Raw genomic sequence first — 17481 nt, 5'->3', positions numbered from 1 at the left:
CCGATCGCGATGGAAGAGGGTCTGCGCTTCGCGATCCGCGAAGGTGGCCGTACCGTCGGCGCCGGCGTCGTCGCCAAGATCATCGAGTAATATCGACGATCCGCGGATCCCGACGGGGTCCGCGATTCCCGCGGTACGCCGTTGTACCGTCGAAACCGGGTGTCCAGCTTGCGCTGGCGCCCGGTTTTGTTTTCCGGCGGCGCGTTGCGCGCACCGAGAAACACGCAACACTGCTTCAGAATTTCGTGTAGAATCGCGGGCTTAGCAGTGGAAGTACTGTCCGGAACCTGATGCTTCGCTCCCCGCTGGCGTCATGTTTCACGTTCTTTTAGTGTCCGGCGATGCAACATCGCCTCGCTCTTTTCAAGGAATTGTCATGCAGCAACAGAAAATCCGCATTCGCCTGAAGGCATTCGACTATCGTCTGATCGATCAATCGGCTGCCGAAATCGTCGATACCGCGAAGCGGACTGGCGCAATCGTCCGTGGCCCGGTGCCGCTGCCGACGCGCATTCAGCGTTTTGACATCCTGCGTTCGCCGCACGTCAACAAGACGTCGCGCGATCAGCTCGAAATCCGCACCCACCAGCGCCTGATGGACATCGTCGACCCGACGGACAAGACCGTTGACGCGCTGATGAAGCTCGACCTGCCGGCTGGCGTCGACGTGGAAATCAAGCTGCAGTAAGGCTTCCAGCGCCGGTCGGTCCGCCGGGCGGTGCTAAGTCTTTGTATTGCTTGCGGAAATCGGAAAGTCGGGCTATACTGCTTGGCTTTTCGCGTATTCGCGTAAAAAAGTTGGGCCTTGCGTGCCCGGCATTTTGTAAATCAGCCCCGACCAATCGCAGTCGGGAATGGAGAAAATGATGAGCCTTGGACTCGTAGGTCGCAAGGTTGGCATGACCCGTATCTTCACGGCTGAAGGGGATTCGATTCCCGTCACCGTGCTGGACGTGTCGGACAACCGCGTGACGCAGATCAAGACTGTTGAAACCGACGGCTACACGGCCGTGCAGGTTGCATTCGGCTCCCGCCGCGCATCGCGCGTGACGAAGCCGCTGGCAGGTCATCTCGCCAAAGCCGGTGTCGAAGCCGGTGAAATCCTTAAGGAATTCCGCATTGACGCGGCCAAGGCAGCCGAGCTGTCGAATGGCGCCGTGGTCGGTGCAGATCTTTTCGAAGTGGGCCAGAAGGTCGACGTGCAAGGCGTGTCGATCGGTAAGGGCTACGCCGGTACGATCAAGCGTTACAACTTCTCCTCCGGCCGTGCCACGCACGGTAACTCGCGCTCGCACAACGTGCCGGGCTCGATCGGTATGGCGCAGGATCCGGGTCGTGTTTTCCCGGGTAAACGCATGACGGGTCACATGGGTGACGTGACGGTGACGGTGCAGAACCTCGAAATCGCTCGTATCGACGCAGAGCGCAAGCTGCTGCTCGTGAAGGGTGCGATTCCGGGCGCGAAGGGCGGCAAGGTCTTCGTGACGCCGGCCGTCAAGACCAAGGGGGCGAAATAATGGAACTCAAGCTCCTGAACGAAAATGGTCAGGAAGGTGCAGTGGTCAACGCATCGGACGTCGTGTTCGGTCGTGACTACAACGAAGCGCTGATCCACCAGGTCGTCGTCGCTTACCAGGCGAATGCTCGCCAGGGTAACCGCGCACAGAAGGACCGTGAGCAAGTCAAGCACACGACCAAGAAGCCGTGGCGCCAGAAGGGTACGGGCCGCGCTCGTGCCGGTATGTCGTCGAGCCCGCTGTGGCGTGGCGGTGGTCGTATCTTCCCGAATTCGCCGGAAGAAAACTTCTCGCACAAGGTCAACAAGAAGATGCATCGCGCAGGTCTCTGCTCGATCTTCTCGCAGCTGGCCCGTGAAGGCCGTCTGTCGGTCGTCGAGGACATCATCCTCGAAGCGCCGAAGACCAAGCTGCTGGCCGACAAATTCAAGACCATGGGTCTCGACTCCGTGCTGATCATCACCGACACGGTCGACGAGAACCTGTACCTGGCTTCGCGCAACCTGCCGCACGTGGCGATTGTCGAGCCGCGCTACGCTGACCCGCTGTCGCTGATCTACTTCAAGAAAGTGCTGGTCACGAAGGCTGCGGTCGCCCAGATCGAGGAGTTGCTGTCATGAGCGAGATTCGCAAGAACGATCATCGTTTGATGCAGGTCCTGCTCGCACCGGTGATCTCGGAAAAGGCGACGCTGGTTGCCGACAAGAACGAGCAAGTCGTGTTCGAAGTCGCACCGGATGCCACGAAGCAGGAAGTGAAGGCGGCTGTCGAGCTGCTGTTCAAGGTTGAAGTTGATTCGGTCAACGTGCTGGTTCAGAAGGGCAAGCAAAAGCGCTTCGGTCGTTCGATGGGCCGCCGCAAGGACGTGAAGAAGGCGTACGTTTGCCTGAAGCCCGGCCAGGAAATCAACTTTGAAGCGGAGGCCAAGTAATCATGGCAATCGTTAAAGTTAAGCCGACATCGCCGGGTCGCCGCGCGATGGTCAAGGTGGTCAACAAGAACCTGCACCAGGGCAAGCCGTTCGCGGCACTGCTCGACTCGCAGAGCTCGACCGCCGGCCGTAACAACAACGGTCGTATCACCACGCGTCACAAGGGTGGTGGTCACAAGCAACACTATCGTATCGTCGATTTCCGTCGCACGAAGGATGGTATCCCGGCAAAGGTCGAGCGTCTCGAGTACGACCCGAACCGTAGCGCGAACATCGCGCTGGTGCTCTACGCAGACGGCGAACGTCGCTACATCATCGCCCCGAAGGGCCTGACCGTCGGCCAACAGCTGATGTCGGGTTCGGAAGCGCCGATCCGTGCAGGCAACACGCTGCCGATCCGCAACATTCCGGTCGGTACGACGATCCACTGCATCGAGATGCTGCCGGGCAAGGGCGCGCAAATGGCGCGTTCGGCTGGCACGTCGGCCATGTTGCTGGCGCGCGAAGGCGTCTACGCGCAGGTTCGTCTGCGTTCGGGCGAAATCCGCCGCGTGCACATCGAGTGCCGTGCAACGATCGGTGAAGTCGGCAACGAAGAGCATAGCCTGCGCCAAATCGGCAAGGCTGGCGCGAACCGCTGGCGCGGTATCCGCCCGACGGTGCGTGGCGTTGCGATGAACCCGGTCGATCACCCGCACGGTGGTGGTGAGGGCAAGACGGCTGCAGGTCGCGACCCGGTGAGCCCGTGGGGTACGCCGGCTAAGGGTTACCGCACCCGCAGCAACAAGCGCACGACGACGATGATCGTCCAGCGCCGTCACAAGCGTTAAGGAGTAGGCAATGGCACGTTCTGTTAAAAAAGGTCCGTTCTGCGACGCCCATTTGCTGAAGAAAGTTGAGGCGGCTGCAGCTTCGCGCGACAAAAAGCCGATCAAGACCTGGTCGCGTCGCTCGACGATTCTGCCGGATTTCATCGGCCTGACGATCGCTGTTCACAACGGCCGTCAACACGTTCCGGTGTACATCTCGGAAAACATGGTCGGCCACAAGCTTGGCGAGTTCGCACTGACCCGTACGTTCAAGGGTCACGCAGCCGACAAGAAGGCCAAGAAATAAGGGGCAATCAAGATGGAAGTGAAAGCAATTCATCGCGGTGCCCGCATCTCGGCGCAGAAAACGCGCCTTGTGGCTGACCAGATCCGCGGTTTGCCGGTCGACAAGGCGCTGAACGTTCTGACGTTCTCGCCGAAGAAGGCGGCTGGCATCGTGAAGAAGGTTGTGCTGTCGGCAATCGCGAATGCGGAGCACAACGAAGGCGCTGATATCGACGAGCTCAAGATCAAGAGCATCTACGTCGACAAGGCTGCATCGCTCAAGCGTTTCACCGCGCGCGCCAAGGGCCGCGGTAACCGCATCGAGAAGCAATCCTGTCACATCACTGTGACGGTCGGGAATTAAGGAGCCATACGATGGGACAGAAAATTCATCCGACTGGCTTCCGCCTGGCTGTCAGCCGCAATTGGGCTTCGCGTTGGTACGCGAACAACAACAATTTCGCGGCGATGCTGCAGGAAGACATCGGTGTTCGTGAATACCTGAAGAAGAAGCTGAAGAACGCTTCGGTCGGTCGGGTCGTCATCGAGCGTCCGGCGAAGAACGCGCGCATCACGATTTACAGCTCGCGTCCGGGTGTGGTCATCGGCAAGAAGGGCGAGGATATCGAACAGCTGAAGACGGAACTGCAACGCCGCATGGGCGTGCCGGTTCACGTCAACATCGAAGAAATCCGCAAGCCGGAAACCGATGCTCAGCTGATCGCTGACTCGATCACGCAACAGCTCGAGCGCCGGATCATGTTCCGTCGCGCGATGAAGCGTGCGATGCAGAACGCGATGCGTCTGGGTGCCCAAGGCATCAAGATCATGAGCGCGGGCCGTCTGAACGGTATCGAAATCGCTCGTACGGAGTGGTATCGCGAAGGTCGCGTGCCGCTTCACACGCTGCGTGCTGATATCGACTACGCGACTTCGGAAGCGAAGACGACTTACGGGATCATCGGCGTCAAGGTGTGGGTCTACAAGGGCGATACGCTCGGCCGCAACGACGCACCGGTGGTGGAAGAAGTAGCCGAAGACAAGCGTCCGCGTCGCAATGCGCGTCCGGGCGACCGTCGTCCGCGCCGTGACGGCGAAGGCGGCGCTCCGGGTGCTCGTCGTGGCGCACCGCGCCGTGGCGCCGGCAAGCCCGAAGACGGCAAGACTGGAGAATAACGATGCTGCAACCGAAACGCAGAAAGTATCGTAAAGAGCAGAAGGGTCGTAACACCGGCAAGGCGACGCGCGGCAACGCAGTGTCGTTCGGTGAATTCGGCCTGAAGGCGATCGGTCGCGGTCGTTTGACCGCACGTCAGATTGAAGCGGCGCGTCGTGCAATGACGCGTCACATCAAGCGTGGCGGCCGCATCTGGATCCGGATCTTCCCGGACAAGCCGATTTCGCAGAAGCCGGCCGAAGTGCGTATGGGTAACGGTAAGGGTAACCCGGAGTACTACGTCGCCGAGATTCAGCCGGGCAAGATGCTCTATGAAATGGACGGCGTAACCGAAGAACTGGCACGCGAAGCGTTCCGTCTGGCCGCAGCCAAGCTGCCGCTCAAGACGGCATTCATCGTGCGCCAGCTCGGCGCCTAAGGAGAAAACATGAAGGCTTCCGAACTTCTCCAGAAAGACCAGGCCGCGCTCAACAAGGAGCTGGCGGACCTGCTGAAGGCGCAATTCGGCCTGCGCATGCAACTCGCGACCCAGCAGCTCACGAACACGAGCCAGCTGAAGAAGGTTCGTCGCGACATCGCACGTGTGCGGACCGTCATGACTCAGAAGGCGAACCAGAAATGAACGATAGCGTGAAAACCTCGCTGAAGCGGACGCTGGTCGGTCGGGTCGTCAGCAACAAGATGGACAAGACCGTCACCGTGCTGATCGAGCACCGCGTCAAGCACCCGATCTACGGCAAGTATGTCGTGCGTTCGAAGAAGTACCACGCGCACGATGAAGCGAACACCTACAACGAAGGCGATCTCGTCGAAATCCAGGAAACGCGTCCTGTTTCGAAGACGAAGGCCTGGACGGTGTCGCGCCTCGTCGAAGCCGCTCGCGTCATCTAAGCGGGCAGTGCAGTAGGCAGTAACAGGCACTTCTCCACGAAGTGCTTGAAATCGCAAAGTTTTTGCTTGCGGGACCAGGATTATTTGTTATAATCCTGGTCTTCCCTCTTTATGGGAGCCCCGTCGCGGGCGAAGTTGGTGGGGGAAGCGGACTGGCGCCAGCCTGTCCGAAAGATTCACCGAATTGCGATGGCGGGTTTCGTTTGCCGTCGCTGCTGTTCCAACCCAAGCAGCCGATTGGCTGACGGGACCAAGACTGACCGAATGCATCATGGTGGTGCATCCGGATTAAGTTGGGAAAGACAAACCATGATCCAGACCGAATCTCGGCTCGAAGTAGCCGACAACACGGGTGCACGTGAAGTCCTGTGCATCAAGGTGCTCGGCGGCTCGAAGCGTCGTTATGCCGGCATTGGCGACATCATCAAGGTGAGCGTCAAAGAGGCAACGCCGCGCGGGCGCGTGAAGAAAGGCGAAATCTACAACGCCGTGGTGGTTCGCACCGCCAAGGGCGTGCGCCGTCAAGACGGCTCGCTGATCAAGTTCGACGGCAACGCCGCTGTGCTTTTGAATAACAAGCTCGAGCCGATCGGCACCCGTATCTTCGGGCCGGTGACGCGTGAGCTGCGTAGCGAACGATTCATGAAGATCGTTTCGCTGGCGCCGGAAGTGCTGTAAGGAGTCGCGATGAACAAGATTCGCAAAGGTGACGAAGTCATCGTCGTCACTGGCAAGGACAAGGGCAAGCGCGGCGTCGTGCTGGCTGTCGGTGCTGAACATGTGACGGTTGAAGGTATCAACCTCGTCAAGAAGCATGTGAAGCCGAACCCGATGAAGGGTACGACGGGCGGCGTGGAAGCGAAGACGATGCCCCTGCATATTTCGAACGTCGCACTGGTCGACGCGAATGGCAAGGCGTCGCGTGTTGGCATCAAGGTCGAGGAAGGCAAGAAGGTTCGCTTCCTGAAGACGACCGGTGCCGTACTGAGCGCCTGACGCAGCGGAGTAAAAAATGGCTCGTTTTCAAGAGTTTTACAAAGAAAAGGTTGTGCCCGGCCTGATCGAGAAGTTCGGTTACAAGTCGGTCATGGAAGTGCCGCGCATCACCAAGATCACGCTGAACATGGGTCTTGGCGAAGCGATCGCTGACAAGAAGATCATCGAGAACGCCGTTGGCGACCTCACGAAGATCGCCGGCCAGAAGCCGGTCGTCACGAAGGCTCGCAAGGCAATCGCAGGCTTCAAGATCCGCCAGGGTTACCCCATCGGCGCGATGGTGACGCTGCGTGGCCAAGCGATGTACGAATTCCTCGACCGTTTCGTGACGGTTGCCCTGCCCCGCGTGCGTGACTTCCGCGGTGTGTCGGGTCGTGCTTTCGATGGCCGTGGCAACTACAACATCGGTGTGAAAGAGCAGATCATTTTCCCCGAAATCGATTACGACAAGATCGACGCGCTGCGTGGGCTGAACATCAGCATCACGACGACTGCGAAGACCGACGACGAAGCAAAGGCTCTGCTCGCCAGCTTCAAGTTCCCGTTCAGAAACTGAGGTTACCGTGGCTAAACTGGCACTGATCGAACGTGAAAAGAAGCGCGCCCGCCTGGTCGCGAAGTTCGCAGCAAAGCGCGAAGCGCTGAAGGCGATCGTCGAAGACCAAAGCAAGTCGGAAGAAGAGCGCTACGAAGCACGCCTGGAGCTGCAGCAACTGCCCCGCAACGCAAACCCGACCCGCCAGCGTAACCGCTGCGCGATCACGGGCCGTCCGCGTGGCACGTTCCGTAAATTCGGCCTCGCGCGTAACAAGATTCGTGAAATCGCATTCCGTGGCGAGATTCCTGGCCTGACCAAGGCGAGCTGGTAATAGGAGAAACGTAAATGAGCATGAGTGATCCTATCGCCGATATGCTGACTCGCATCCGCAACGCGCAGATGGTCGAGAAGGTATCGGTCGCGATGCCCTCGTCGAAGGTCAAGGTTGCAATCGCGCAAGTCCTGAAGGACGAAGGCTATATCGACGATTTCGCCGTGAAGGCAGAAGGTGCGAAGTCCGAACTGAATATCGCGCTGAAGTACTACGCAGGTCGCCCGGTCATCGAACGCCTCGAGCGCGTGTCGAAGCCTGGTCTGCGCGTGTACCGCGGCCGTAACGACATTCCGCAGGTCATGAACGGCCTCGGTGTGGCAATCGTGTCGACGCCGAAGGGCGTGATGACCGACCGCAAGGCGCGCGCTACCGGCGTCGGCGGCGAAGTCATCTGCTACGTCGCTTAAAGCCGAGGAGAGAGAAACATGTCTCGAGTAGGTAAGAGCCCGATCGCGCTGCAAGGCGCGGAAGTCAAGCTGGCCGACGGTGCAATCACCGTCAAGGGCCCGCTGGGCACCATCACGCAAGCGATCAATCCGCTCGTGAACGTGGCGAACAACGACGGCACGCTGAATCTGTCGCCGGTCGACGAAAGCCGCGAAGCAAATGCACTGTCGGGCACGATGCGCGCGATCATCGCGAATGCCGTGCACGGCGTGACCAAGGGTTTCGAGCGCAAGCTGACGCTGGTTGGCGTCGGTTACCGTGCGCAAGCGCAAGGCGACAAGCTGAACCTGTCGCTGGGTTTCTCGCACCCGGTGGTGCACCAGATGCCGGAAGGCGTCAAGGCTGAAACCCCGACGCAAACCGAAATCGTGATCAAGGGGATCAACAAGCAACAAGTCGGTCAAGTGGCTGCGGAAGTTCGCGGTTACCGTCCGCCGGAGCCCTACAAGGGCAAGGGCGTGCGCTATGCCGACGAGGTTGTGATCCTCAAAGAAACGAAGAAGAAGTAAGGGTGCGCAATCATGGATAAGACTCAATCTCGCCTGCGCCGCGCTCGCCAGACGCGTATCAAGATCGCTGAGCTGCAGGTCGCGCGTCTCGCCGTGCATCGCACGAACACGCACATCTACGCTCAAGTGTTCTCGCCCTGCGGCACCAAGGTGCTCGCCAGCGCGTCGACGCTCGAGGCAGAAGTGCGCGCAGAACTGGCCGACAAGTCGGGCAAGGGCGGCAACGTCAATGCTGCGACGCTGATCGGCAAGCGTATTGCCGAAAAGGCAAAGGCTGCCGGCATCGAATCCGTCGCCTTCGACCGCTCGGGCTTCCGCTACCACGGCCGCGTCAAGGCGCTGGCTGAGGCAGCTCGCGAAGCTGGGCTCAAGTTCTAAGGAAGGAATTCGTCATGGCAAAGATGCAAGCGAAAGTTCAGGCTGACGAGCGCGACGACGGCCTTCGCGAAAAGATGATTTCGGTCAATCGCGTGACCAAGGTCGTGAAGGGTGGCCGTATTCTCGGCTTCGCCGCACTGACCGTGGTTGGCGATGGTGATGGCCGCATCGGTATGGGCAAGGGCAAGGCGAAGGAAGTGCCGGTCGCTGTCCAGAAGGCAATGGAACAAGCTCGCCGCAACATGTTCAAGGTGCCGCTCAAGAACGGCACGCTGCAGCACGAAGTGCACGGCAAGCATGGCGCATCCGCTGTCCTCCTCGCTCCGGCGAAGGCAGGTACGGGCGTGATCGCCGGCGGCCCGATGCGCGCAGTGTTCGACGTGATGGGCGTTCAGAACGTCGTGGCGAAGAGCCACGGTTCGACGAACCCGTACAACCTCGTTCGCGCCACGCTGGACGGTCTGCGCAAGCAATCGACCCCGGCAGACATCGCGGCGAAGCGCGGCAAGTCCGTCGAAGATATTTTGGGCTAAGCCCGGGTGGTCACCATGTCTGAAAAAACTGTCAAGGTTCAGCTCGTCAAGAGCCTGATCGGGACCCGCGAATCGCACCGCGCGACCGTGCGTGGCCTGGGCCTGCGCCGACTCAATTCGGTTAGCGAGCTGCAGGACACGCCGGCGGTCCGCGGCATGATCAACAAGGTCTCGTACCTCGTTAAGGTCATCGCGTAAGCGGCCCTACGGATCAAGGAGTTGATATGGAATTGAATAACCTGAAGCCGGCCGCTGGTGCAAAGCACGCCAAGCGTCGCGTCGGTCGTGGCATCGGTTCGGGCCTCGGCAAGACGGCTGGCCGTGGTCACAAGGGTCAGAAATCGCGTTCGGGCGGCTTCCACAAAGTCGGTTTCGAAGGCGGTCAGATGCCGCTGCAACGTCGTCTGCCGAAGCGCGGCTTCACGTCGCTGACGAAGGAATTCGTCGGTGAAGTGCGCCTGAGCGACCTCGAGAAGCTGCCGGTCGACGAGATCGATCTGCTCGCACTGAAGCAAGCCGGCCTGGTCGGCGAGCTGACGAAGAGCGCAAAGATCATCGCGACGGGCGAACTGAAGCGCAAGATCGTCGTGAAGGGTCTCGGTGCCACCAAGGGTGCGCGCGCTGCGATCGAAGCGGCTGGCGGTTCGTTCGCCGAGTGACACGCGTAGCGCGTCGTCACTTGCATTCATCGGAGAAGGTACTTGGCTAACAGCCCGAGTCTTGCAAAACCCGGTCGAAGCACGGCGAAATTCGGCGATCTGCGCCGGCGAGCGATGTTCCTGCTCCTGGCGCTGATCGTCTATCGCATCGGCGCGCACATTCCCGTGCCGGGCATCGATCCGGATCAACTGGCTAAGCTGTTCCAGAGCCAGGCGGGCGGCATCCTGGGCATGTTCAACATGTTCTCGGGTGGCGCGCTGTCCCGCTTCACGATCTTTGCGCTGGGGATCATGCCGTATATCTCGGCGTCGATCATCATGCAGTTGCTGGCGATCGTTTCGCCGCAGCTCGAGGCGCTGAAGAAGGAAGGGCAGGCAGGGCAACGGAAGATCACGCAGTACACGCGGTATTTCACCGTGGTGCTCGCGACCTTCCAGGCATTCGGTATCGCGGCCGCGCTGGAAAACCAGCCGGGCCTCGTCACCGATCCCGGCATGCTGTTCCGTCTGACGACGGTCGTGACGCTGGTGACGGGCACGATGTTCCTGATGTGGCTCGGCGAGCAGATTACCGAGCGTGGTCTGGGCAACGGTATCTCGATCATCATCTTCGGCGGGATCGCAGCAGGGTTCCCGAATGCCGTGGGTGGGTTGTTCGAGCTGGTGCGCACGGGTTCGATGAGCATCATTTCGGCGATCATCATCGTCGTTCTGATCGCCGCGGTGACTTACCTGGTCGTGTTCATCGAACGCGGTCAGCGCAAGATCCTCGTGAACTACGCGAAACGCCAGGTCGGCAACAAGATCTACGGTGGGCAGTCGTCGCATCTGCCGCTGAAGCTGAACATGTCGGGCGTGATTCCGCCGATCTTTGCATCGTCGATCATTCTGTTCCCGGCAACGATTCTCGGCTGGTTCAGTACCGGTCAGCCGACGGGAAGCTGGATTTCCAATACGTTGCATAACGTTGCGGAAGCGCTGAAGCCGGGCCAGCCGGTCTATGTGCTGCTGTACACGCTGGCAATCGTGTTTTTCTGCTTCTTCTACACCGCACTGGTGTTCAACAGCAGGGAGACCGCGGACAACCTGAAGAAGAGCGGCGCGTTTGTTCCGGGCATTCGTCCGGGCGATCAGACCGCACGATATATCGACCGCATCCTCACGCGTCTGACGCTGGCCGGTGCGATCTACATCGTCTTCGTGTGTCTGCTGCCGGAATTCCTGGTGCTGCGCTGGAACGTGCCGTTTTATTTTGGTGGAACGTCGCTGCTGATCATTGTCGTCGTCACGATGGACTTTATGGCGCAGGTGCAGTCGTACGTTATGTCGCAACAGTATGAGTCGCTGCTCAAGAAGGCTAACTTCAAGGGCGGCAACATCCCGATGCGTTGAAAGGACTATGGCCAAAGACGATGTAATCCAGATGCAGGGTGAGGTGATTGAAAACCTCCCGAATGCGACCTTCCGTGTGAAGCTGGAAAACGGCCATGTCGTGTTGGGGCATATTTCCGGAAAGATGCGGATGCACTACATCCGCATTCTGCCCGGCGACAAGGTGACGGTTGAGTTGACGCCTTACGATCTGTCTCGTGCGCGGATCGTGTTCCGGGCGAAGTGATTTGAAAAAAGGGTATTATCATGAAAGTGATGGCATCGGTTAAGCGCATTTGCCGCAATTGCAAGATCATCAAGCGCAAAGGCGTCGTTCGCGTGATCTGCAGCTCGGATCCGCGCCACAAGCAGCGCCAAGGCTGACCGCGCGTTTGTTTGCGCTTTTTGTTTGAGGAAAAACAATGGCTCGTATCGCAGGGGTTAACATCCCGAATCACCAGCACACCGAGATCGGCCTGACGGCTATCTTTGGTGTCGGCCGCACCCGTTCGCGCAGCATCTGCGTGGCAGCTGGCGTCGATTTTTCGAAGAAGGTCAAGGATCTGACCGACGCAGACCTGGAAAAGCTGCGTGAAGAAGTGGGCAAGTTTGTCGTCGAAGGCGATCTGCGCCGTGAAGTGACGATGAACATCAAGCGCCTGATGGACCTCGGTTGCTACCGCGGCGTCCGTCATCGCAAGGGCCTGCCGATGCGCGGTCAGCGTACGCGTACGAACGCACGTACCCGCAAGGGTCCGCGTCGTGCAGCGCAAGCGCTGAAGAAGTAAGCGGAACTGACAGTTACAGGAAAACGTAATGGCTAAGGCTTCGAACACCGCGGCGCAACGCGTTCGCAAGAAGGTTAAGAAGAACGTCGCTGAAGGCGTGGTTCACGTTCACGCGTCGTTCAACAACACGATCATCACGATCACCGATCGCCAAGGCAACGCTCTGGCATGGGCGACGTCGGGCGGTCAGGGCTTCAAGGGCTCGCGCAAATCGACGCCGTTCGCTGCTCAGGTCGCAGCCGAGTCGGCTGGCCGCGTCGCGATGGAATACGGCGTGAAGAATCTGGAAGTGCGGATCAAGGGCCCGGGCCCGGGTCGCGAGTCGGCAGTGCGCGCACTGCACGGCCTCGGGATCAAGATCACCGCGATTTCGGACGTCACCCCGATTCCGCACAACGGCTGCCGCCCGCCGAAGCGTCGTCGTATCTAAGGATGTGCTGGCACGTTCGTGCTAGCGCATTGCCTGTCGCCGCTCAGCGTCGACGGGCGTTGCTTTTTTTGATTGACTAAGCCCACCGTTCGCCCCAAAGGGAGCGGACTAGCGCGGATTTCGATCCGCGTGACTGATTGATAAAGGAATGCAAAGTGGCACGTTATATCGGCCCCAAAGCCAAGCTGTCCCGCCGTGAAGGCACCGACCTGTTCCTGAAGAGCGCACGCCGCTCGCTCGCCGACAAGTGCAAGCTCGACAGCAAGCCGGGTCAGCACGGCCGTACCTCGGGCGCACGTACGTCCGACTACGGTACGCAGCTGCGCGAAAAGCAGAAGGTCAAGCGTATCTACGGCGTGCTGGAACGTCAGTTCCGTCGCTACTTCGCTGAAGCCGATCGTCGCAAGGGCAACACGGGTGAAAACCTGCTGCAACTGCTCGAGTCGCGCCTCGACAACGTCGTGTATCGCATGGGCTTCGGCTCGACCCGCGCTGAAGCGCGTCAGCTGGTGAGCCACAAGTCGATCACCGTGAACGGCGTCGTCGCAAACGTCCCGTCGCAGCAAGTGAAGGCGGGTGACGTCGTCGCGATCCGCGAAAAGGCGAAGAAGCAGGCGCGTATCGTCGAAGCGCTGTCGCTGGCCGAGCAAGGCGGCATGCCGAGCTGGGTTGCAGTCGATGCGAAGAAGTTCGAAGGCACGTTCAAGCAAATGCCGGAACGCGCTGAAATCGCAGGCGACATCAACGAAAGCCTGATCGTCGAATTGTATTCGCGTTAATCCGATTGACGGCCGAGGTACCCCGATTGCGTTGCGCAAGGAGGGGCCTCGGCTGTTTATTTTCTGGTTGTTACCGGTCAGCCTTATCGGTGTAACGAGCCGAGGGTATTGAAAAGGAAAGCCCATGCAAACCAGTTTGCTGAAACCCAAGATCATCGCCGTGGAATCGCTGGGCGAGAACCACGCGAGGGTGGTCATGGAACCGTTCGAACGCGGTTACGGCCACACCTTGGGCAATGCGCTTCGCCGCGTGCTGCTGTCGTCGATGGTGGGCTATGCGCCGACCGAAGTCACGATCGCGGGCGTGGTGCACGAGTACTCGACGCTGGATGGCGTGCAGGAAGACGTCGTCAACCTGCTGCTGAACCTGAAGGGCGTGGTGTTCAAGCTGCATAACCGTGACGAAGTGACGGTTACGCTGCGCAAGGAAGGCGAAGGCGTCGTGACCGCCGGCGATATCGAGCTGGCTCACGATTGCGAAGTCATCAATCCGAATCACGTGATTGCGCACCTGTCGAAGGGCGGCAAGCTCGACGTTCAGATCAAGATCGAAAAGGGTCGCGGCTATGTGCCCGGCAACGTCCGTCGCTATGGCGAAGACACGGCCAAGATCATCGGCCGCATCGTCCTCGACGCATCGTTCTCGCCGGTTCGCCGCGTGAGCTATGCGGTTGAAAGCGCACGTGTCGAGCAGCGTACCGACCTCGACAAGCTCGTGATGAACATCGAGACGAGCGGCGTGATCACGCCGGAAGAAGCGATCCGCCAGTCGGCCCGCATCCTGGTCGACCAGCTGTCCGTGTTCGCGGCGCTGGAAGGCACGGAAACGGCAGCCGAAGCGCCGTCGCGTGCACCGCAGATCGATCCGATCCTGCTGCGTCCGGTGGACGATCTCGAGCTGACGGTTCGTTCGGCGAACTGCCTGAAGGCCGAGAACATCTACTACATCGGCGATCTGATCCAGCGCACGGAAAACGAGCTGCTGAAGACGCCGAACCTCGGTCGCAAGTCGCTTAACGAGATCAAGGAAGTGCTCGCTTCGCGCGGTCTCACGCTGGGCATGAAGCTCGAGAACTGGCCGCCGGCTGGTCTCGACAAGTAAGCCCGGTTGTAGCCTGGCTATAGCTGTAGTTGGCAAAGATGCGGATTTTCCTTTAAAATCCGCATCTTGCTTTTTTTCGTTACCGGCCCGTGCACCCTCCGAGGTGCGATAGAAGAGCTGGACCAAAACTTTGAATCAAGGAAACTGAAATGCGCCATCGTCATGGTCTGCGGAAACTGAACCGCACGAGCAGCCACCGTCTGGCTATGCTCCGTAACATGTCCAACTCGCTGATCGAGCACGAAGTCATCAAGACGACGCTGCCGAAGGCGAAGGAACTCCGTAAGGTCGTCGAGCCGCTGATCACGCTCGGCAAGAAGCCGTCGCTGGCAAACCGTCGCCTGGCGTTCAACCGCCTGCGCGATCGTGACTCGGTGGCGAAGCTGTTCGACGTGCTCGGTCCGCGTTTCGCGAACCGTCCGGGTGGCTACCTGCGCGTGCTGAAGTTCGGCTTCCGCGTGGGCGACAACGCACCGATGGCACTGGTCGAACTGCTCGATCGTCCGGAAGTCGACGAAACGGAAAACGTGCAAGAAGCTGAGTAAGCTTCCGGTACGCAGCAGTATCTGAAAGGGGCCGAGCAATTGCTTGGCCCTTTTTGTTTTTGAGATGCCGGCTGCGATCGATTGTCGCAGGCCGGTACCGGCAGCGTTGCGCGGGCTGCGCTACGATACGGGGCAACCGGTGCGGTCCCTGAACGCGTAACCGGCGCGGGCAGAAGCCGGCAGACCCGTTAGGAGGGCGCAGATGATAGTGGTGCTGATGCTGACGACGGTACCCGATGCGGCGACGGCTGCGGCGCTCGCAGACGGCGCGCTCGATGGGCGGCTGGCCGCGTGTGTGTCCGAGCTCGGCACGATCAAGTCGCGCTATCACTGGCAGGGCAAGGTCGAAACGGCCGACGAGATCCAGTTGCTGTTCAAGACGAGCCCCATCCGGGCGCTCGAACTGGAGCGGTTCATTCTCGCGCATCATCCTTACGAGACGCCCGAAATCGTCTCGTGGCAGACGACGGCATCGGCCGCATATGGCCAGTGGGTGACCAGCGAAACTCAACGTCTATTTCATGTTTAACGGTATGGCGCTTTCGGTGCGCGTGCGCGCGCTGCGGTTTCTTGCGGTCCTGTTGTCGTTCGTGCTCGTGCTGGGCGGATTGTCCGCTGCGCGCGCGGCCGACGATTTCCTCGATCCGTCGGTTGCGTTCAAGTTCAGCGCGAGCGAATCGCCGGGACAGGTGGACGTCCGCTTCAAGATCGCCAACGGCTATTACATGTATCGCGAGCGGTTCGCGTTCGCGGTGAAGAGCGGTCAGGCCACGCTCGGGGAGCCGCAATTCCCGGCCGGCCACGTCAAGTTCGACCAGACGTTCCAGAAGAACGTCGAGACCTATCGCGATGAAGTCGTCGTTCGCGTGCCGGTGAAGCAGGCGGCCGGGCCGTTCGAGCTCGCGGTGACGTCGCAAGGGTGTGCGGACGAAGGGATCTGCTATCCGCCGGCCGAGCACGTGATGAAGGTCGATGGCGCAGCGCTCGGCGCCGCCTCCTCGTCCGGTGACACGGCTGCCGCGGGTAGCTGGTTCGACAAGGTCACGAGCGCCGATTTCGCGCAGTCGCTGCTCGAAGGCCACGGCTTCTTCACGATCGTCGCGCTCTATTTCGTCGCGGGTGTCGTGCTGAGCCTGCTGCCGTGTTCGTACCCGATGATTCCGATCGTGTCCGCGATCATCATCGGCCAGGGCACGCGTGCGACGCATGCACGCGGCTTCGCGCTGTCGCTGACGTACGTGGTCGGCATGGCGCTGGTCTACACGGTGCTCGGGGTCGCCGCCGCGCTGGTCGGCCAGAGCCTCGGCGCATGGTTGCAGAATCCGTGGGTGCTTGGCGCGTTCGGCGTGCTGCTGACCGCGTTCGCGATATCGCTGATCTCGGGCAAGGACATCGCATTGCCGGAGCGCTGGCAGAACAGCGCGGCCGGGGCATCGAGCGCGCGCCAGGGCGGCCACTTCGTCGCGGTCGCGGCGATGGGCGCGTTGTCGGCGCTGGTCGTCGGTGCGTGCATGACGGCGCCGCTGTTCGCCGTGCTCGCTTTCATCGCGCACACCGGCAATGCGTTGCTCGGCGGCGCGGCGCTGTTCGCGATGGGGCTCGGGCTCGGCGTGCCGCTGCTGGTCGTTGGCGTCGGGGCCGGGACGGTGCTGCCGCGCGCAGGTGCGTGGATGGACGGCGTCAAGGTGTTCTTCGGCATCGTGCTGCTCGCGGCCGCGCTGTGGATCGTGTGGCCGGTGCTGGCGGGCGCGCTGAAGATGGTGCTCGCGGCGTTGTGGCTGCTGATCGCGGCCGCGGCGCTCGGGCTGTTCACGCCGAATGCCGGCGCCGCGTCGATCTGGCGGCGCCTGGGCCGCGGCGTGGGCGCCGCGCTCGCGATCTGGGCCGCGACGCTGCTCGTTGGCCTGGCTGCGGGCTCGACCGATCCCGTCAAGCCGCTGGCCGTGCTGGCGGCGCGTCCGCTGGCGTCCGGCGGGGCGGCGACGGCTGGCGCGGCTGCCGCGCAAGACGGTCCCGCGTTCGCATCGGTGCGCTCGAGCGGCGAACTCGACGCGCTGCTGAAGACGTCGGGCCAGCCCGTGATGCTCGACTTCTACGCCGATTGGTGCGTGAGCTGCAAGGAGATGGAGCATCTGACGTTCACGGACGCGCGCGTGCAGGCGCGGCTCGCGAAGCTTCACCTGGTGCGCGCGGACGTTACCGCAAACAACCCGGACGATCAGGCGCTGCTCAAACGCTTCAACCTGTTCGGGCCGCCGGGCATCATCTTCTTCGATCGCAATGGCAACGAGATCGGCCGCGTGGTCGGCTATCAGGCGGCCGATACGTTCCTGCGCAGCCTCGATCGGGCGGCCGTGCCGACGGTATGACGGCGGTTGGCGCGGGTGGCATGCCGGACGGCGCCCGGTGAACGGGCGCTCCGGGGTCGGCTGACAGTCGCGATCGACGGTAAACAAAAAACG

The 17481-nt window shown here is 60.8% G+C and carries 31 protein-coding genes and 1 pseudogene; all 32 read left to right on the top strand.

Annotation, left to right across the window (positions count from 1 at the left end; all coding sequences use genetic code 11):
* Positions 1-90, top strand: a pseudogene (locus tag HWX07_RS32925) (elongation factor Tu); the annotation flags it as partial.
* 286 nt (positions 91-376) lie between these two features.
* Positions 377-688 carry a 30S ribosomal protein S10 gene (gene rpsJ, locus HWX07_RS32920; RefSeq protein WP_004199280.1) on the top strand — a complete coding sequence of 104 codons (312 nt, stop codon included), beginning with the start codon at positions 377-379 and terminating at the stop codon, positions 686-688.
* Positions 689-866: 178 nt separating this feature from the next.
* Complete coding sequence (gene rplC / locus HWX07_RS32915; protein WP_006482922.1) at positions 867-1517, top strand: 50S ribosomal protein L3; 651 nt, start codon at positions 867-869, stop codon at positions 1515-1517.
* Positions 1517-2137 (top strand): 50S ribosomal protein L4, encoded by a 621-nt coding sequence (gene rplD / locus HWX07_RS32910; RefSeq protein WP_006477192.1) that lies wholly within the window; start codon positions 1517-1519, stop codon positions 2135-2137. Before rplC ends, rplD begins: the two co-directional genes overlap by 1 nt.
* Positions 2134-2448 (top strand): 50S ribosomal protein L23, encoded by a 315-nt coding sequence (gene rplW, locus HWX07_RS32905; protein WP_004199275.1) that lies wholly within the window; start codon positions 2134-2136, stop codon positions 2446-2448. The genes rplD and rplW overlap by 4 nt, the downstream gene beginning before the upstream one ends.
* A gap of 2 nt (positions 2449-2450) precedes the next feature.
* Complete coding sequence (gene rplB, locus HWX07_RS32900; RefSeq protein ID WP_006482900.1) at positions 2451-3278, top strand: 50S ribosomal protein L2; 828 nt, start codon at positions 2451-2453, stop codon at positions 3276-3278.
* A gap of 10 nt (positions 3279-3288) precedes the next feature.
* Positions 3289-3564, top strand: a complete 276-nt coding sequence (gene rpsS / locus HWX07_RS32895; RefSeq protein ID WP_004199273.1) for a 30S ribosomal protein S19 — start codon at positions 3289-3291, stop codon at positions 3562-3564.
* Between the two features lie 12 nt (positions 3565-3576).
* The gene (gene rplV / locus HWX07_RS32890) at positions 3577-3906 is read left to right on the top strand and encodes a 50S ribosomal protein L22 (RefSeq protein WP_004199272.1); all 330 of its coding nucleotides are present in this window, start codon (positions 3577-3579) and stop codon (positions 3904-3906) included.
* 11 nt (positions 3907-3917) lie between these two features.
* On the top strand, positions 3918-4718 hold the full coding sequence (rpsC, locus tag HWX07_RS32885) for a 30S ribosomal protein S3 (RefSeq protein ID WP_006482899.1): 801 nt from the start codon (positions 3918-3920) through the stop codon (positions 4716-4718).
* A 2-nt stretch (positions 4719-4720) separates the two neighbouring features.
* The gene (gene rplP, locus HWX07_RS32880; protein ID WP_006482873.1) at positions 4721-5137 is read left to right on the top strand and encodes a 50S ribosomal protein L16; all 417 of its coding nucleotides are present in this window, start codon (positions 4721-4723) and stop codon (positions 5135-5137) included.
* Between the two features lie 9 nt (positions 5138-5146).
* On the top strand, positions 5147-5341 hold the full coding sequence (rpmC, locus tag HWX07_RS32875; RefSeq protein ID WP_006400652.1) for a 50S ribosomal protein L29: 195 nt from the start codon (positions 5147-5149) through the stop codon (positions 5339-5341).
* The gene (rpsQ, locus tag HWX07_RS32870; protein ID WP_006477189.1) at positions 5338-5610 is read left to right on the top strand and encodes a 30S ribosomal protein S17; all 273 of its coding nucleotides are present in this window, start codon (positions 5338-5340) and stop codon (positions 5608-5610) included. Before rpmC ends, rpsQ begins: the two co-directional genes overlap by 4 nt.
* A 309-nt stretch (positions 5611-5919) precedes the next feature.
* On the top strand, positions 5920-6288 hold the full coding sequence (gene rplN / locus HWX07_RS32865) for a 50S ribosomal protein L14 (RefSeq protein WP_006482918.1): 369 nt from the start codon (positions 5920-5922) through the stop codon (positions 6286-6288).
* Positions 6289-6297: 9 nt separating this feature from the next.
* Positions 6298-6606 carry a 50S ribosomal protein L24 gene (rplX, locus tag HWX07_RS32860; RefSeq protein WP_006477187.1) on the top strand — a complete coding sequence of 103 codons (309 nt, stop codon included), beginning with the start codon at positions 6298-6300 and terminating at the stop codon, positions 6604-6606.
* 16 nt (positions 6607-6622) lie between these two features.
* The gene (gene rplE / locus HWX07_RS32855) at positions 6623-7162 is read left to right on the top strand and encodes a 50S ribosomal protein L5 (RefSeq protein ID WP_006477186.1); all 540 of its coding nucleotides are present in this window, start codon (positions 6623-6625) and stop codon (positions 7160-7162) included.
* Between the two features lie 7 nt (positions 7163-7169).
* A complete protein-coding gene (rpsN, locus tag HWX07_RS32850; RefSeq protein WP_006482884.1) occupies positions 7170-7475 on the top strand; it encodes a 30S ribosomal protein S14 in 306 nt (101 codons plus the stop codon).
* Between the two features lie 14 nt (positions 7476-7489).
* Complete coding sequence (gene rpsH / locus HWX07_RS32845; RefSeq protein WP_006477185.1) at positions 7490-7885, top strand: 30S ribosomal protein S8; 396 nt, start codon at positions 7490-7492, stop codon at positions 7883-7885.
* An 18-nt stretch (positions 7886-7903) separates the two neighbouring features.
* Positions 7904-8434, top strand: a complete 531-nt coding sequence (rplF, locus tag HWX07_RS32840) for a 50S ribosomal protein L6 (RefSeq protein ID WP_006477184.1) — start codon at positions 7904-7906, stop codon at positions 8432-8434.
* 12 nt (positions 8435-8446) lie between these two features.
* Positions 8447-8812 carry a 50S ribosomal protein L18 gene (gene rplR, locus HWX07_RS32835; protein WP_006477183.1) on the top strand — a complete coding sequence of 122 codons (366 nt, stop codon included), beginning with the start codon at positions 8447-8449 and terminating at the stop codon, positions 8810-8812.
* Between the two features lie 14 nt (positions 8813-8826).
* Positions 8827-9345, top strand: coding sequence for a 30S ribosomal protein S5 (rpsE, locus tag HWX07_RS32830; RefSeq protein WP_006752931.1), 519 nt, complete (start codon positions 8827-8829; stop codon positions 9343-9345).
* A 15-nt stretch (positions 9346-9360) separates the two neighbouring features.
* Positions 9361-9543 carry a 50S ribosomal protein L30 gene (gene rpmD / locus HWX07_RS32825; protein ID WP_006400644.1) on the top strand — a complete coding sequence of 61 codons (183 nt, stop codon included), beginning with the start codon at positions 9361-9363 and terminating at the stop codon, positions 9541-9543.
* A gap of 26 nt (positions 9544-9569) precedes the next feature.
* The gene (gene rplO, locus HWX07_RS32820) at positions 9570-10004 is read left to right on the top strand and encodes a 50S ribosomal protein L15 (protein ID WP_006477180.1); all 435 of its coding nucleotides are present in this window, start codon (positions 9570-9572) and stop codon (positions 10002-10004) included.
* A gap of 42 nt (positions 10005-10046) precedes the next feature.
* Positions 10047-11396, top strand: a complete 1350-nt coding sequence (gene secY / locus HWX07_RS32815; protein WP_006482915.1) for a preprotein translocase subunit SecY — start codon at positions 10047-10049, stop codon at positions 11394-11396.
* Positions 11397-11403: 7 nt separating this feature from the next.
* On the top strand, positions 11404-11622 hold the full coding sequence (gene infA, locus HWX07_RS32810; RefSeq protein ID WP_004521905.1) for a translation initiation factor IF-1: 219 nt from the start codon (positions 11404-11406) through the stop codon (positions 11620-11622).
* 20 nt (positions 11623-11642) lie between these two features.
* Positions 11643-11759, top strand: coding sequence for a 50S ribosomal protein L36 (gene rpmJ, locus HWX07_RS32805; RefSeq protein WP_004199844.1), 117 nt, complete (start codon positions 11643-11645; stop codon positions 11757-11759).
* Positions 11760-11797: 38 nt separating this feature from the next.
* The gene (rpsM, locus tag HWX07_RS32800) at positions 11798-12163 is read left to right on the top strand and encodes a 30S ribosomal protein S13 (RefSeq protein WP_006477178.1); all 366 of its coding nucleotides are present in this window, start codon (positions 11798-11800) and stop codon (positions 12161-12163) included.
* 28 nt (positions 12164-12191) lie between these two features.
* Positions 12192-12593, top strand: coding sequence for a 30S ribosomal protein S11 (gene rpsK / locus HWX07_RS32795; RefSeq protein WP_004197937.1), 402 nt, complete (start codon positions 12192-12194; stop codon positions 12591-12593).
* 155 nt (positions 12594-12748) lie between these two features.
* Positions 12749-13372, top strand: coding sequence for a 30S ribosomal protein S4 (rpsD, locus tag HWX07_RS32790; RefSeq protein WP_006477177.1), 624 nt, complete (start codon positions 12749-12751; stop codon positions 13370-13372).
* A 124-nt stretch (positions 13373-13496) separates the two neighbouring features.
* On the top strand, positions 13497-14474 hold the full coding sequence (rpoA, locus tag HWX07_RS32785; RefSeq protein ID WP_006477176.1) for a DNA-directed RNA polymerase subunit alpha: 978 nt from the start codon (positions 13497-13499) through the stop codon (positions 14472-14474).
* 149 nt (positions 14475-14623) lie between these two features.
* Positions 14624-15019 (top strand): 50S ribosomal protein L17, encoded by a 396-nt coding sequence (gene rplQ, locus HWX07_RS32780; RefSeq protein WP_006477175.1) that lies wholly within the window; start codon positions 14624-14626, stop codon positions 15017-15019.
* A gap of 202 nt (positions 15020-15221) precedes the next feature.
* Positions 15222-15548, top strand: a complete 327-nt coding sequence (cutA, locus tag HWX07_RS32775; RefSeq protein ID WP_175879167.1) for a divalent-cation tolerance protein CutA — start codon at positions 15222-15224, stop codon at positions 15546-15548.
* On the top strand, positions 15541-17388 hold the full coding sequence (gene dsbD, locus HWX07_RS32770) for a protein-disulfide reductase DsbD (RefSeq protein ID WP_175879166.1): 1848 nt from the start codon (positions 15541-15543) through the stop codon (positions 17386-17388). The genes cutA and dsbD overlap by 8 nt, the downstream gene beginning before the upstream one ends.
* Positions 17389-17481: the final 93 nt, after the last annotated feature.

It is taken from the genome of Burkholderia sp. BCC0097 (assembly GCF_902832985.1).
Lineage (GTDB): Bacteria > Pseudomonadota > Gammaproteobacteria > Burkholderiales > Burkholderiaceae > Burkholderia > Burkholderia orbicola.
This window is presented reverse-complemented; position numbering and strand designations above follow the sequence as displayed.